Origin of the sequence: Clostridium sp. CCUG 7971, assembly GCF_017590215.1 — a bacterium.
GTDB lineage: Bacteria > Bacillota > Clostridia > Peptostreptococcales > Peptostreptococcaceae > Faecalimicrobium.
The window spans coordinates 1-14,858 of the sequence record NZ_JAFFPK010000105.1 but is presented as its reverse complement, the minus strand read 5'-3'; the positions used below and the strand labels follow the sequence as shown (position 1 = coordinate 14,858).

The 14,858-nt window shown below is 27.0% G+C and carries 15 protein-coding genes, 1 pseudogene and 1 riboswitch; of the genes and pseudogenes, 12 read left to right on the top strand and 4 right to left on the bottom strand.

Going from position 1 to position 14,858, the window contains the following annotated elements; translation table 11 throughout:
* Positions 1-9 precede the first annotated feature (9 nt).
* From JWF52_RS13340 to JWF52_RS13295, 10 genes are all read left to right on the top strand, one after another.
* On the top strand, positions 10-897 hold the full coding sequence (locus tag JWF52_RS13340; protein WP_208334039.1) for a metallophosphoesterase family protein: 888 nt from the start codon (positions 10-12) through the stop codon (positions 895-897).
* Positions 878-2,236 (top strand): MATE family efflux transporter, encoded by a 1,359-nt coding sequence (locus tag JWF52_RS13335; protein WP_208334038.1) that lies wholly within the window; start codon positions 878-880, stop codon positions 2,234-2,236. Before JWF52_RS13340 ends, JWF52_RS13335 begins: the two co-directional genes overlap by 20 nt.
* A gap of 7 nt (positions 2,237-2,243) precedes the next feature.
* Positions 2,244-2,873 (top strand): YesL family protein, encoded by a 630-nt coding sequence (locus JWF52_RS13330; protein WP_208334037.1) that lies wholly within the window; start codon positions 2,244-2,246, stop codon positions 2,871-2,873.
* Between the two features lie 63 nt (positions 2,874-2,936).
* Positions 2,937-3,407 carry a DUF6669 family protein gene (locus JWF52_RS13325; protein WP_208334036.1) on the top strand — a complete coding sequence of 157 codons (471 nt, stop codon included), beginning with the start codon at positions 2,937-2,939 and terminating at the stop codon, positions 3,405-3,407.
* The gene (locus tag JWF52_RS13320) at positions 3,400-3,783 is read left to right on the top strand and encodes a CehA/McbA family metallohydrolase (protein WP_208334035.1); all 384 of its coding nucleotides are present in this window, start codon (positions 3,400-3,402) and stop codon (positions 3,781-3,783) included. The genes JWF52_RS13325 and JWF52_RS13320 overlap by 8 nt, the downstream gene beginning before the upstream one ends.
* A complete protein-coding gene (locus tag JWF52_RS13315; RefSeq protein ID WP_208334034.1) occupies positions 3,780-4,301 on the top strand; it encodes a CehA/McbA family metallohydrolase domain-containing protein in 522 nt (173 codons plus the stop codon). Before JWF52_RS13320 ends, JWF52_RS13315 begins: the two co-directional genes overlap by 4 nt.
* A gap of 407 nt (positions 4,302-4,708) precedes the next feature.
* Positions 4,709-5,563, top strand: a complete 855-nt coding sequence (locus JWF52_RS13310; RefSeq protein WP_208334033.1) for an AAA family ATPase — start codon at positions 4,709-4,711, stop codon at positions 5,561-5,563.
* 444 nt (positions 5,564-6,007) lie between these two features.
* Entirely contained in the window at positions 6,008-6,376 is a 369-nt protein-coding gene (locus JWF52_RS13305) for a phage holin family protein (RefSeq protein ID WP_208334032.1), read from the top strand.
* Positions 6,377-6,565: 189 nt separating this feature from the next.
* Positions 6,566-7,621 (top strand): ABC transporter substrate-binding protein, encoded by a 1,056-nt coding sequence (locus JWF52_RS13300; protein WP_208334031.1) that lies wholly within the window; start codon positions 6,566-6,568, stop codon positions 7,619-7,621.
* Between the two features lie 157 nt (positions 7,622-7,778).
* The gene (locus JWF52_RS13295; RefSeq protein WP_208334030.1) at positions 7,779-8,186 is read left to right on the top strand and encodes a bacteriohemerythrin; all 408 of its coding nucleotides are present in this window, start codon (positions 7,779-7,781) and stop codon (positions 8,184-8,186) included.
* A gap of 173 nt (positions 8,187-8,359) precedes the next feature.
* Here JWF52_RS13295 and JWF52_RS13290 read toward each other — a convergent pair whose 3' ends face one another.
* From JWF52_RS13290 to JWF52_RS13275, 4 genes and pseudogenes are all read right to left on the bottom strand, one after another.
* Positions 8,360-9,376 (bottom strand): linear amide C-N hydrolase, encoded by a 1,017-nt coding sequence (locus JWF52_RS13290; protein WP_208334029.1) that lies wholly within the window; start codon positions 9,374-9,376, stop codon positions 8,360-8,362.
* A 111-nt stretch (positions 9,377-9,487) separates the two neighbouring features.
* Positions 9,488-10,318 carry a MerR family transcriptional regulator gene (locus JWF52_RS13285; protein ID WP_208334028.1) on the bottom strand — a complete coding sequence of 277 codons (831 nt, stop codon included), beginning with the start codon at positions 10,316-10,318 and terminating at the stop codon, positions 9,488-9,490.
* Positions 10,319-10,414: 96 nt separating this feature from the next.
* Complete coding sequence (locus JWF52_RS13280) at positions 10,415-11,035, bottom strand: MATE family efflux transporter (protein ID WP_208334027.1); 621 nt, start codon at positions 11,033-11,035, stop codon at positions 10,415-10,417.
* A 32-nt stretch (positions 11,036-11,067) separates the two neighbouring features.
* Positions 11,068-11,672, bottom strand: a pseudogene (locus tag JWF52_RS13275) (MATE family efflux transporter).
* 459 nt (positions 11,673-12,131) lie between these two features.
* On the opposite strand from JWF52_RS13275, the gene JWF52_RS13265 reads away from it, so the two are divergent.
* Positions 12,132-13,250: a glycoside hydrolase family 10-like protein gene (locus JWF52_RS13265; protein WP_208334025.1), complete on the top strand. Its 1,119-nt coding sequence runs from the start codon at positions 12,132-12,134 to the stop codon at positions 13,248-13,250.
* Positions 13,251-13,290: 40 nt separating this feature from the next.
* Positions 13,291-13,392, top strand: a riboswitch (purine riboswitch).
* A gap of 92 nt (positions 13,393-13,484) precedes the next feature.
* Positions 13,485-14,819 carry an NCS2 family permease gene (locus tag JWF52_RS13260; RefSeq protein WP_208334024.1) on the top strand — a complete coding sequence of 445 codons (1,335 nt, stop codon included), beginning with the start codon at positions 13,485-13,487 and terminating at the stop codon, positions 14,817-14,819.
* Positions 14,820-14,858 lie beyond the last annotated feature (39 nt).

Here is a 14,858-nt window from a genome sequence, read left to right as displayed (position 1 = left end):
GGGATTAGTATGAAATTAAAATATAGAAATGATAATACTTTTAGAATTATACAAATGACAGATTTACATATAGGTTCTCTTCCTCACCATGAAGACGACTATAAAACATTTCATTTAATAGATAAAGCAATAGAAAGATTAGACGCAGATTTAGTTGTTATAACAGGAGATCTAATTTGGACTGAAGGAGTAAAAAATACAGATAAAATATTTACAGAGCTTATGGAAATATTTAATAAACACTCTATACCAGTAGCAATAGCTTATGGAAATCATGATTCAGAGATGAGTATTACTAGAGATGATTTAAGAAATATGGAAAAGAAAATAGAAAACTTGGTAGAAAAACAAAATGTACATATAGTTGATAAGAGAGAATGTTATAGTGTTGAAATATATGATAAGAATGAAGAAAATATAGAAAATGTATTATACATATTTGACTCAGGGGAAGCTAGTAGATATCCTATTGGAATTTATGATTGGATACTACCTGAGCAAGTTGATTGGTTTAGAGAAGTATCTAAAAAGTATAAAAGAGATTTAGGAAAAAGAGATATGGTATTTATGCATATACCATTACCTGAATACTGGGAAGCTTCAAAAAATATAATTTCAGGACAGTGTAATGAAACTAATGATATGATTTCAGCACCTTATATTAATACAGGATTATTTTCACATCTTTATATAAATGGTCAAATTGATGCAGTTTTCTGTGGTCATGATCATGATAATAACTTTGTAGGTATGCATCATGGTATAAAACTATGTTATGGAAATATTACAGGATATCAATGTTATGGAGACTTAGAGAGAGGAGTTAGAATTATAGAGCTAAACAACAATAAGGAATACAAAATGGAGACTAAGACTATTGAAGACTCTAACATTTAATAAAGGTGAAAATAAAGAATATATTTTAGCCTTTTTTCCAATATTTATACCAATATTAATAGAACAGTTTTTTCAAACATTAATAGGAAATGTAGATATATTACTTTTAAGTAGGTACTCAGATGATGCAGTTGCAGCAGTTGGAATTGCAAATCAAATAATAGTAATAGGAGCTATGATTTTAAGTGTAGTTTCAATAGGGACCTTAATACTTCTTTCTCAATTATGTGGAGCATCAAATAAAGATAAAACTAAATTAGTAATTAAAAACTCAATATATTTAAACTTAGCTATATCATTTGTACTATTTATATTTTTAAATGTATTTGGAGAAAAGTTTTTAGAATTAATTAGGACACCAGATAATTTAAATGAATATGCAAACACTTATCTTAAAATAGCTGGATTTAGTTTGATATTTCAAAGTATAATGACTAGCTTTGCTACAGTTTTTAGAAGCTTTACTTATGTAAAATACATAATGAATATATCAATAATAGTAAATATACTAAATCTTATAGGTAGCGGATTAGTTATTTTGACACCTATTACCATACTTGGAAAAGGAATAGAAGGAGTAGCAAATGCAACTTTAATTTCTAGGTGTATAGGTGCAGGTATATACGTATATTTATTTGCTAAAATCTTTGAAGATTACTTTATAGATATATTAAAAGTAAAAATTGATATTTCAAGTATTAAATCAATTTTTAAACTAGGTCTTCCATCTGGTATGGAAAGTATATCATACAATGTATCTCAAGCACTACTAACTGCTATAATAGCTGGATTTGGAAGTGCAGTAGTAACTTCAAAAATATATACACAAACTATGACTTCTTATGTATTTATGGTATCCTCGGCAATATCATTAGCTATACAAGTTATAATTGGAAGATTAATAGGTGGTGGATTAAAAGAAGAAGCATCAAAGTATGGATTTGATGTGCTTTATAAAGGGGTAAGTGGAGTATTTTTAATAAGCTTAATCTTAGCCTTATTATCTAAAAATATAGTAGGAATTTTTACAGATAATGAAAGCATAATGGATTTAGTAATAAACCTAGTATTTTTAAGTGTACTTTTAGAACCAGCAAGAGCGGCAAATTGTATTTTAATAGCACAGTTAAATTCAGCAGGTGATGTTAAGTTTCCTGTTATAGTTGGAATAGTAGTAACTTATATTATAACGGTTCCTATGAGTTATATTATAGGTATAAAACTAGGGTACGGAATAGTCGGAATTTGGTTTGTTTCAATTGTAGATGAGTGGATAAGAGCTACAATATTTTATTTTAGATGGAAAAAGGGAAGTTGGAAAAATATCGATATTATTTAGGAGGAGTATGAAAAATTTACAAGAAATTTTAAATAGTTTATTTAATTGGATATATAGATTAATGATAGCGAATTTTTTATGGGTATTTTTTAGTCTATATGGATTCATATTAGCTGGAGTATTTCCGTCAACTAGTGCACTTTTTGCAATTTGTAGAAAGTGGTTAAAAGGTGAAGAGTTTAATATTTATAAGACTTTTAAGTATTACTATGAAAAAGATTTTAAGAATACAAATATATTAGGTTATGCAATGCTATGTATAATAATTATATTAATGTTAGATTATATGTATTTTTCAGCAGGAAGTAGCGTCTTTGATTTATACATGTCATACTTGTTTATATTTTTATTTATATTTATGCTTATTTCTTTTACTGTTATGTACTTTATTTACAATCACTATGAACTTAGTTTAAAAGATAATTTAAAGTTTATACTTATTTATCCATTTTCTAATTTAATAATGTCAGTAGTACTAGCAGTTTTATTATTTATAGTAATGTACTTTATTTATGTTTACATACCACCATTTAGTATGTTCCTTGGAATAAGTCTTCCTATATTAGTAACTGTATATATTACAAATATAAGCTTTAATAGTATTACTAAAAAGCAAATAAGTCTTAGTTACCAATAAAATTTAATGAATAGATGTCTCAAAATATATTTTTAGGCACCTATTTTTAAGGGAGAGATAAAATTGAAAGAAATATATTCGCTAGAAGGTACAATAAATAGAAATTTTACAGGGCAAATTTCATATATAGTATGTTTAGATGAAAAAGTGGATTGTATAAATATAGATTTTTCTTTTGACAAGCAAATAGTAAATGAAATAACGGATGAGATAAGAAAAGATATAGTAGAAGATATTTTAATAGATTATAATAAAGAGCCAAATGAAGAAGAAATACTTGATGCTAGTAAACATATGAAAACAGAAATACATATAGCGGCTTTTTTAAATGATGAATTTATAGGAGGAATCCATAGACAAATGGAAAAAAGAAACCTTTATATTTCTAAAGATGAAGCTACTTTAGGTGGAATTTGTAATGATAATATAGCGGGAGTTTTAAAGATAAACATTATGGTATTTAATGTAATTTATGATAATACAAATTATAAATTAACAGTAAGTAGTGGTATGAAGGGGGATAAAAATGTTTAAAAGATTTGAGCTTCACAATCATACAAATGAGTCAGATGGTAGTTTATCTGTTAATGAGCTTATAAATTATATGGCTGATAGCAAAGTAGATATAGTAGCAATTACAGACCATAATACAATTTCTGGACATGAAAAATGTAAAAAAATACTTAAAAACTCAAATATTCCCATTGAAGCTATATATGGTGTTGAGCTTACCACTTATTACGGTCATGTATTATGTTTGAATTTATCTGAGTATGTTAATTGGGAAGATATAAATTATCATAATCCTGAGATTTTATTTGAAAAAATAAGAAAGCTTGGGGGATTAGTTGGGATAGCACATCCATTTTCAAAAGGAGCACCATTGCAAAAGGATGTAAGTGGGAGATGAACATCAGTGATTACTCATTAGTTGATTTTATAGAAATATTCAATAATCCAGAGCCTACTTTAGTTAATGAAAAGGCATTAAATTTATGGGAAGAATTAGTTATAAATGGAGAAAAATTATCTATGACTACTGGAATGGATTTACATGGAAAAGGTAGTTTAGATAAGGGGTTTTATACATATGTTAAGGTTGATGAAAATGAAGATGTGGATAAGACATTAGAGGAAGCTATTAAAAATTGTAAGACTTTTATAAGTAAGATAGATGTGTTTGAAGGATATATAGATGATGGATTAAGATTTAGATTTTATCCTATGAGTAAAGATTATAATAAAGATAATTTAGTTATAAGTGTTACTTCTAAGAATTTTAGTTTATGTGAAAAGTATGATAAAGATATGGTTATTGATTTAAGTGATAAAAATATTGAATGTGGTGATGCTATTGTAGTTAAGGTTTATGAGGATAAGGTTGGTATAGAAAATTTATTAGCTATTTCTCCTGTGATTTATTATTAGGTATTAAAATGCTATGTTTTATATAGATTATAAGACATAGCATTTTTTTATTACAAGGAAATTATAATATCTAAAGATGCTATTGATATTTCTAAGAAAATTATTAAAAATTTTAGCAGGAGAGCTATAATATATTAGGTGAACCAAGAGGAGTTAAAAGAAAATAGCCTATTGCAGGTAGTTACATAGGTATAATTTTAATATTACTTGGAGAAATTTTTTATTTAGTTAAATTTCACAATATAGAAAGTTAGATTCTTATTTTAGGCTCGAATTTCTCAATATTAAGTTACTTAAGTAAAAACGTGAGAAATAAATAAGATTTGATATCTGTAGAATAAGGTACCGAGAACCGTATCATAAGTAAGAGATATAGTTTTTATATGCAATTTGAAAGGAGAATAAAAATGATATATTTAAATACTTTTATATTTCCAGATGAAAATATAGAATTTGATTTTATAATAGAAGAAAAAAGAACTTGCTATGACTCATTTTACCCATTCAAAATATTATCAAAAAATAGATTTGAAAGAATTGACTTTGAACCAACTACTATCTTATATGGGGGTAATGGATCAGGAAAATCAACAGCATTAAATGTAATCGCAGAAAAAACTGGTGTAAATAGAGATTCTATTTACAATAAATCTAATTTTTACTCGGACTATGTTAATTTATGTAAAATGTATATTGAAGATGAAATCCCTGAAAATAGTAGAATCATAACAAGTGACGATGTATTTGACTATATGCTAAATGTTCGTAATATCAACCAAGGAATTGATCAAAAGAGAGAAAAACTTTTTAAAGAATATTTAGATAATAAAGGCTCTAGTTTTCAAATGAATTCTCTAGAAGATTATAATGAATTAAAAAGAGTAAATAATATTAGAAGAAAAACTCAATCTAAGTTTATACGTGAAAACTTAATGAATAATGTAAGAGAATATTCTAATGGAGAAAATGCATTTCGATATTTTATTGAAAAAATAGGTGAAAATGGATTATATATATTAGATGAGCCTGAAAATAGCCTTTCTCCAAAGCTTCAGATAGAGTTAGTTAAATTTATTGAAGATGCCGCACGTTTTTTTGGATGTCAATTTATTATATCAACACACTCTCCATTTATGCTTGCGATGAGAGGTTCTAAAATATATGATCTTGATGAAAGTCCAGTTTGTGTTAAAAGATGGACAGAATTAGAAAATGTACGTACATATTATGAGTTCTTTAAAGAGTACGAAGATGAGTTTTAATATATAGAATAAAAGTAAATAAGATATCTCCTTTATTTAAGATAATTAATATTTATGTTATTTTGACCAATAATAAATCAAAAAATTAGAATAAATAGATTAATTTAGTGATAAAATCTCATTTAGAAATTTTATGGTAAATAGTATCACAAGTAAGTGTTATGATTTTTTTACTTATTATATTTTTCAAATTATATAAAAAATCTTAATTTTAAGCTTTTTCTAAAATTAAGGAATATTATTTAACATATTGACCAATATATAACTATAAATTAAAAAATAAATATAGGAGGAAAATTCATATATTCATTTAATATGGACATCCAGTAATGTTAATCTACTAATGATTTATTAGGTATTTAACTATTAAAAGGTAATTAGATAATAAGTTAAAAATTTTGTACAAAACAAATAAAAATAGTATTTTTTAAAGGAGTGTTTTCTATGGGATATGATAACGATAATAAAAGAGATAACGATGGTAGCTTTTTAAGATGGATAGGAAGATTTATATTAATTGCAATTATTTTAATGATAACATCATTTTTAACTCCAGGATTTAGAATTAATGGAATGTGGTCATATTTAATAGCCGCTATTGTAATATCAGGATTAGATTACTTAGTAGAATCATTTATGGGAATTGATGCATCTCCTTTTGGAAAGGGAATAAAAGGATTTATAATCGCAGCTATAATAATATATGTAGCACAATTTTTAGTTCCTAATATGGGAGTATCTATTATGGGAGCAATATTAGCAGCTCTAGTTATTGGAATTTTAGATGCAGTATTTCCTGCTAGAGCTATGTAAATTTAAATATCCTATATATAATAAAAAGAAGCATAATATTCGCTTAGATAAGTGAGAATTATGCTTTTTTTATTATATTAATATAAATAGTTTTTTATAAAATATTTAGAAGTTATAAGTAAAAGTAGATTGACCAATGATAGTTTGGGGTATTAGAATATTCGTATAATACATGGAAGGAATTATAATATGAAAAAATTATTTAAATTATTGAGTTTATCAATTTGTATCGTAGTAATGGGGATATTCTTTGTAGGATGTAGTAAAAATCCATCTGAAGAAATAAGCTTTTTTAACTATGGAGAAAATATAGATAAAGAAACTATAAAAGAATTTGAGAAAGAATATGGTATAAAAGTTAATGTTGAAACTTTTGATGATATGGAAACAATGTATCAAAAGGTTAATGGTGGTGGGGTAAAATACGATGTTATTTTAGTATCTGATGCCTTAATGACAAGAATGATTAAAAAGAATCTTGTTCAAGGACTAAGTAAAGATAATATACCGAACATATCTCAAATGGATGAAGATTATTTAAATTTGGAAATAGACCCAGGGAATAAGTATTCAGTTCCGTATATGTTTGGAACAGTAGGACTTGTTTATAATAAAGATGTAGTAAAAGAAAAAGTTGATAGCTGGGATATATTATGGAATGAAAAATACAAAAACAAAATTTTTATGTTCGATACTTATAGAGATACAATGGGAGCGGCTTTAAAGAAGCTTGGATATTCTTTAAACACAACTGACCCAAAAGAGATTGAGGAAGCTAAAGAGTTATTATTAAATCAAAGAAAATTAGTAAATCCAATATATGGTGTTGATAATGGAACTACAATGATTCCAGCAGGAGAATCTGATATAAATATGATTTGGTCTGGAGAAGGACTGAATCTTCAAGAAGAAAATCCAAATTTAGTCTATGTGGTACCTAAGGAAGGTGCAAACTTTTGGATTGATAGCTTATGCATACCTCATAATGCCAAAAATGTCGAAGGAGCTGAAAAGTTTATAAACTTTGTGAGTGATAAGAAAAGTGCATTAAGAATAGCTGATGAAATAGGATACACAACTCCAAATAGAGAAGCAAGATTACAACAACCAGAGGACGTTAGAAATAATCCGAATGCATATATGCCTAAAGAAATAATGGATAGATGTGAAATCTATGCTGATTTTCCTAAGGATGTTAAAAAGTTATATGATGATGCATGGATAAACATAAAATCAAGTAATTAAAAAATAAGGAAGGGACAATAAAAAATCCTTTCCTTATTTTTTATAAATTTTAAGAGAAGTGCAAGAATTTTGTTAGAAAATTGACTTTATTATGGTATAGTGTTATAATTTCTGTTAATATTTACCAAAATACATCGAAAGATTGTGAGGGACAAAAATGGCATACAAATGGTCTGATGATTTACTAACAGGCAACATACAAATTGATACAGAACATAAAGAACTAATAAAAGCAATTAATGATTTATTAGAAGCTTGTAGTAAGGGAAAGGGTAGAAATGAGTTAGAAAAGACAGTAAAATTTTTATCTTCTTATACAAAAACGCATTTTTCGCGTGAAGAAGTTTTACAAATGAAATATAAATACCCTGATTATAATAATCATAAAAAATACCATCAACACTTTATAGATACTGTTGAAAATATACAAAAAAAACTTTTATCAGATGGTCCAAGTATTGTTTTAGTTGGTGAGATTAATAGTAAAGTTGCCAATTGGATAATTAGTCATATAAAAAGAGAAGATGTTAAGGTAGCGGCACATATTAGAAATAATTCTAAATAATTAATAAAAATAAATAGCATGTAAATATAAATAATTCTTAGGTAAGAATTTTAAAAATAAAAGCATAGACAAAATCTATGCTTTTATTTTTCTATAATTTAAATGGAATTTGGTTATAAAAGTACTAGATACTTTGCAGAATATCTAGTACTTTTTAGCTATTACTATCCTTATTAGTTTAAATATGAGATATCCTGTTCTTGAGGTAAATCAAAGAGCTTTATATCTTCATTGAGCTTTTCAAGATTTAAGTTTATTGAGCTAATTCTTCTATTAGTAGAGAAGCAACAGTAATAAGTTAAACTTTCCGAACACATTGCACTCATACAAAGTGTTTTCTCGTAATAATTTCCTTTATAATCTCCCTCAGGTATTTTTACTACTTTTACACCTTCTGGAATATCGACTGAGGAAAAATTGTGAAACATTTTTGTTATGCCATCAATTTCATTTTTTGCTTTAACAGTAAATTCTTTGAGTAAAGCAACCCTAACAAAACGTGAAACAGAAGAATAGTCTCCCGGCAATCTTAAACCAGTTATTCCAGACTCAAAAGCTTGGAAATTAACAATATTTTGAGGGATACTGGCTTCATTAGTTAAACCTATATAATTTGTAAGGTTTTGTTTATGCCAAAGGTAACTAGGGCTATTTGTTAAGACACCAATTGTTTGCCTATGAATACTTAGACCATTTTCATCTGGTTCAATAATAATAGTCTCACCACTGCTATCTGAGAAAATATAATGAACTGGTATTTCCTTGCCAAATACAGGCTCACTTATTAGATTTACTTTTTTTACTTGATTAACAACTTCTTCTACAGTTGAGCATTTACCCAGAAGATAAGTTACTAAAAACCCAGGGTTAATATTGATTAGATTATCCTCAAATTTATCATTATATTTTGCAAAATCAGGATAATGTAATAGAGCACCCATAAGGCCATTTTCATTTATACCATCAACTAAAATAGGTGTTTTTAAACCAAGAATACTCATTCCAACACAAGCATATTTTGTTTTAGATATATTTTTATTATCAATACAATTGTCTAGGTTAATTATATAATCTTTAGGAATTACAACAATTTTATTCCCGTCTAAATTTCCAAATTGATCGTATGTCCTTCCTAATAAATGTTTATTATCTTTTGTTTCCCACGAAAAACTACTACATGCAAATTTCATTATTATTTTCCTTTCTTAGCTTAAATAGTTTTATATATTTAATATGCAGATATATTTCTTAGTTAATTAAGATTCTAAAGGATGAAGCAACTTCAAGGTCAACAGGAAATTTTAAATTTTTAAATCTATATTTACAAAGTACATAACATCTTCATTTTTTCTAGGTAAGTAAAATTCATATGTAACATAAGCGCTATTATTTCTTGGACATTTGAAATATTTATTAAGTGATAATATATAGTTATTTATTTCTGCTACTGTTCCGTAAAAATTAACTGACACAGTTTTTCCACATATATCTTCTCTTATAGCTTTTATATGATCTTCTTTTAAATATTTTTTTAATAAGCTAATATTATGTTTATTTTCTTTTATAAAAATAGTATCATCATCTTCTTTTACATGTGTGTTTTCTATAATATTGTAAATATAAACATAAGTATCTTCAGTTTCTTCATTTAAATCGGATAATTCTTTTTCTAAAGTCAAGTTATCATTTTTAGATAAATTTGAATTTAGTATATTTTTCATATCAATAGCATAAAGATTATAGTCTTGTTCACTGATTTTAAGATTCTTAAAATCATACTCATTTTTAAAATCTGTAATTGTATTTAAAATTTTTTTACTCTTATTTAAGTTATATTCTAACTGTTGCAATTCTTTCTTTTTTATATTGAGAAATTCCTCTTGTTTTAGTACTAAGTTTTTATATTTATTTAAATCTTCACTTTCTATTGTTTCTCTTATATCAGATAAAGATATTCCTAGAAGTTTTATTCCAAGAACTAAACTTAGTTTTTCTAAATGCTTAAATTGATAGTATCTGTATTTATTATTAGTATCAATTTCTGGAGTTAAAATTCCTATCTTATCATAATATCTTAAAGTTTCTCTACTTATGTTAAAAATATTACTAACTTCTCCTATTGAAAGTTTCATTTTAATTTCTCCTTTTATATTACAAGAGACACTGAAGTATATTTTTCAATGTTTCTTATATTCCTCATTTTATAAAAATTTTGCAAAGTATTATATTTAATATTCAAAGTTTTTATTAGCATCCCTACATGGTAGATTAAACTTATTTATTAAATATAAAGATATAATGAATGTAATAAAATCTGCAAATGGTACAGTAATCCATATTCCGTTTATACCAAATATTTTTGGAAGTATTACAATCCCTAAAAGTATAAAGATTAATCCTCTACTTAGAGCTATTATTATAGACTCTTTAGCATATCCAATGGCTGTAAAATATGATGAGTATATTACATTAAATCCATTTAATATAAATGCAAAAGCGTATAATTTAGATCCTTGTATAGCTAAATCAATTACATATTTATCTGAAGATACAAATAAGGTTACTAGATTTTCACCAAAGAAAAATAATGCTAAAAATGTTGCTATACATATTATAAAAGAGATTTTTAGTGATAGCTTAAGAATTGACTTCACTCTTTCAAAATTTTTTGCCCCATAATTATAACTTATTATAGATGTTATACCATCAGCAACTCCAAATACAATCAACATTCCAAATTGTGAAACATAGTTAATACTTGTAAAAGCGGCAACACCGGATTCACCAGCTATTTTCATAAAAGCGGTATTGAATAGATATGCAGATACAACTGTAGCCAATGCAGACATTGCCTCAGACGAACCGTTATATGCTATAGGTATTATAGTTTTTTATTAAATTTACCTACAAATAAATTTATAACATTATCTTTTTTTAACATTGGAGATAAAACTATAAAAAATACTGATGAATATGATAATCCTGTTGCTAATGCTGCACCAGTTATACCTAATTTCATATTTTTAATTAATATATAGTTTAAAGTTATGTTTACAACTACGCTTACAACCATCCCTTTAAAATATAAGTCGGGTTTTTCAACAAGCCTATCTGAAAATCCAAGTAGAAATGCTAAACACATTGGTAATATACATATCGAAATAGTTTTTATATATATTGATACATCTTTTACCAAGGCATCATTTGCACCTAAAGCTAGCCCTATATTTTTGCTAAACACAATTCCTACTATTGTAAAAAAATAGCTCCAATACTTAATAGTATAAATGATGTTTTGAATATATCTTGTGTAAGTTTATTATTTCCTTCGCCTAAACTTCTACCCATAAAACTTAAAGCTCCAACACTGATTAGCATTGAAAATCCTATTACAAATTGAATGTAGGGACTTCCTAAACTAACACTAGCCATTGCATTTGAACCTATAAAATTTCCTACAAATATGCCATCTATTACAGTTTGCATACCTGCTATCACCATTGCGATAATTGCAGGTACTGAAAATTTGATAAATAGTTTAGAAATTTTACCAGTTCCTAATATGTTTTCTTCCATTTATTTTACCTCCATATTTAAAATGTTAGTTATGATTATAAAGGGTGAAGTAACTTCAAGGTCAATATGTAGTTTAGAAGCTTTACATTTATAGACTCTACAATATAATTAAGCTCAACAAAACATCGATGTAAAAAGGAGTGATTATAATATTTAATCTCATGTAGATCCAGGATTTACTTAAAATCAAGACGAGTGAATAACGGAGGTTTGTTTTCTAATTAGACTTATATAGTTTATAATTTTTTTAAGATAACAAAAACAGTATTACGAATAAGTGATACTGTTTTTTGTTATACATATAAAAAGTTTAAGCATTATTATCACTTTATAATAAATCATCATACTATTCTATAGGAGTGTGAGGATATGATAAATAATTGTAAACAAGTAGAGCTTAGAGGTGTATGGATAGCAACTGTATACGGAATCGATTGGCCTAAAACTCGAAATAACCCAAAAGCACAAATGAAAGAGTTCATAGAAATACTAGATACCTTGAAATTATTAAATTTTAATGCAGTATTTGTACAGATAAGACCAGTATCAGATGCATTATACCAATCAGTCATAAATCCGTGGTCAGAATACCTTACAGGAGAACAGGGAATTAGTCCAGGATATGATCCTCTAAAATTTATGATTGAAGAATCTCACAAAAGAAATATGGAATTTCACGCATGGTTAAACCCCTATAGAGTGACTACTCAAGGTACTGATTTAAATAAATTATCAAACAACAATATAGCAAAATTAAGACCTAATTGGGTGCTACCTTTTGAAAATGCATTGTTTTATAACCCAGAAAATCCAGAAGTTATAAATTACATCGCTGTTACAGTTTATGAAATAATAAAAAACTATTGTGTAGACGGAATTCATTTTGATGATTATTTCTATCCATATAATTATCCTCTACCAAAAGGAGAAGATAGAGAAGGAGAAATTGCAAATAGAAGACGTGAAGCCGTAAACCAAATGATTAGATTAGTATATAACGTAATAAAATCAACAAGACCATCTGTTCAATTTGGTATAAGTCCATTTGGTGTTTGGAAAAATAAAAGTAGTGATATTAAGGGTTCAGAGAGTAAAAATTTAGAGAGTTATTATGATGCATATATGGATACTGTAGCTTGGGTAGAAGAAGGTATTGTAGACTATATAGCTCCTCAAATTTACTGGACTATAGATAATAAAAATAGTCCTTATGAAAGTTTAGTTAAATGGTGGTCAGATTTAGTAGAAGGTACATGCGTTAGATTATATATAGGTCAAAATATAGGTAATGTAGATATAGCAAAAGAAATAGCACAAGAGATAACAATAAATAGAACTTACGATGAAGTTGAAGGAAGTATATTTTTTAGTATGAGAAATATAGAAGAGAATACAGGCAATGTAGTTGAACAATTTGAACAGGTATATAATTGTAAAGCCTTTACACCTGTCCAATGGGATAATATGTTAAATAAACGAACATTTTAATTTATTTATTGTAAAATGTTTATATATATTATATAATAAATAAAAATTAAGAATAAATATTCATATATCTATGGTAATATGGTCCATAAGTCTCTACGAACTCACCGTAAATGAGTTTGCTATGAATAGTTAACACATACTTATAGATATTTTATTTAAGAATCTTTAAGATATATGTTCTATTCATGTAGAATATATATCTTTTTTTATTAACAAATTTTTAGGAGGAAGATCATGATTTCACAAAGACAACATGAACAAATTAACACTTCAACATCTTTCTTAGATAAGATATTTAAATATTCGGAGCGTGGTTCTAACGCAAGAACTGAGGTAATTGGAGGACTTACAACATTTTTAACAATGGCATATATTGTATTTGTAAATCCAGCTATATTATCTGATGCTGGTATGGATAAAGCTGCACTTATAACTGTTACAATTTTAGCTACAGCCATCGGTACTTTAATTTTTGCATTTTTAGCTAATGCGCCTTTTGCACTAGCACCTGGAATGGGATTGAATGCATTTTTCACATATTCACTTGTTATTGGAGAGGGAATCCATTGGACTCAAGCACTTGGAGTTGTATTTATTTCAGGAATGGTATTTTTAATTTTAGCAGTGACTGGTGTTCGTAAATATATAGCAGAAGCTATACCGAAAGAATTGAGTATCGCTTCTGCAGCGGGGATTGGCTTATTCCTTGCGTTTGTTGGTTTAAAAGGTATGGGAGTTATAGTTGCAGATGAAGCTACTTTAGTTTCTTTAGCTGAATTTACACCAACTGTTATAATTTCTTTATTAGGATTAGTTCTTATGGGAATGTTTGAAGTTAAGAAGGTTAAAGGTGGTATATTAATAAGTATTATTATTACTACCGCATTATCTATAGCTTTAGGATATGTAGAGCTTCCTACTTCTATAATATCTGCACCGCCTAGCATTGAACCAGTTGCATTTAAGCTTGATATAATCGGTGCACTTAAGTTTTCTTTAATAGGACCAATATTCTCATTTATGTTTATAGATATGTTTGACTCTTTAGCTTTTTTAATAAGTTGTTGCAAGCAAATGGGACTAGAAGATAAGGATGGTAATGTAAAAGGTCTATCAAAGATGTTATATGCAGATGTAACTTCTACACTAATAGGATCTTTACTTGGAACAAGTACTGTTACTACTTTTGGAGAATCTGCTGCAGGGATTGCTGCAGGTGCTAGAACAGGGCTTGCATCTGTAGTTACTGCGGGATTATTTTTAGTTACATTACTATTTACACCCCTCTTAGGAGTAGTACCAGGATATGCTGCATCTCCAGCACTTGTACTAGTAGGTGTATTTATGTTTTCTAGTATAAGACAAGTAGACTTTAACGACAGTAAAATAGCTATTTCTGCATTTGTAACTATTTTATTAATGCCTTTAACTTATAGCATTAGTATAGGACTATGTTTTGGATTTATCTCTTATATAATAATGCATGTTGTGGCTAAAGAAACTGATAAAATAAGTTTTACTCTATGGATAATAGGAGCACTATCTGTTATAAACCTTATACTTAGCTAACTATAATATAATTTTGATATATAAAATAAAGTACCGTAT

What these genes read in the sequence shown, in the direction of transcription:
- JWF52_RS13290 (WP_208334029.1), bottom strand. Translation starts at nt 9,376, where the DNA reads ATGAAATTTGCATGTAGTAGTTTTTCGTGGGAAACAAAAGATAATAAA.
- JWF52_RS13295 (WP_208334030.1), top strand. Translation starts at nt 7,779, where the DNA reads ATGGCATACAAATGGTCTGATGATTTACTAACAGGCAACATACAAATT.
- JWF52_RS13300 (WP_208334031.1), top strand. Translation starts at nt 6,566, where the DNA reads ATGAAAAAATTATTTAAATTATTGAGTTTATCAATTTGTATCGTAGTA.
- JWF52_RS13330 (WP_208334037.1), top strand. Translation starts at nt 2,244, where the DNA reads ATGAAAAATTTACAAGAAATTTTAAATAGTTTATTTAATTGGATATAT.
- JWF52_RS13310 (WP_208334033.1), top strand. Translation starts at nt 4,709, where the DNA reads ATGATATATTTAAATACTTTTATATTTCCAGATGAAAATATAGAATTT.
- JWF52_RS13285 (WP_208334028.1), bottom strand. Translation starts at nt 10,318, where the DNA reads ATGAAACTTTCAATAGGAGAAGTTAGTAATATTTTTAACATAAGTAGA.
- JWF52_RS13305 (WP_208334032.1), top strand. Translation starts at nt 6,008, where the DNA reads ATGGGATATGATAACGATAATAAAAGAGATAACGATGGTAGCTTTTTA.
- JWF52_RS13315 (WP_208334034.1), top strand. Translation starts at nt 3,780, where the DNA reads ATGAACATCAGTGATTACTCATTAGTTGATTTTATAGAAATATTCAAT.
- JWF52_RS13340 (WP_208334039.1), top strand. Translation starts at nt 10, where the DNA reads ATGAAATTAAAATATAGAAATGATAATACTTTTAGAATTATACAAATG.
- JWF52_RS13320 (WP_208334035.1), top strand. Translation starts at nt 3,400, where the DNA reads ATGTTTAAAAGATTTGAGCTTCACAATCATACAAATGAGTCAGATGGT.
- JWF52_RS13280 (WP_208334027.1), bottom strand. Translation starts at nt 11,035, where the DNA reads ATGTCTGCATTGGCTACAGTTGTATCTGCATATCTATTCAATACCGCT.
- JWF52_RS13260 (WP_208334024.1), top strand. Translation starts at nt 13,485, where the DNA reads ATGATTTCACAAAGACAACATGAACAAATTAACACTTCAACATCTTTC.
- JWF52_RS13265 (WP_208334025.1), top strand. Translation starts at nt 12,132, where the DNA reads ATGATAAATAATTGTAAACAAGTAGAGCTTAGAGGTGTATGGATAGCA.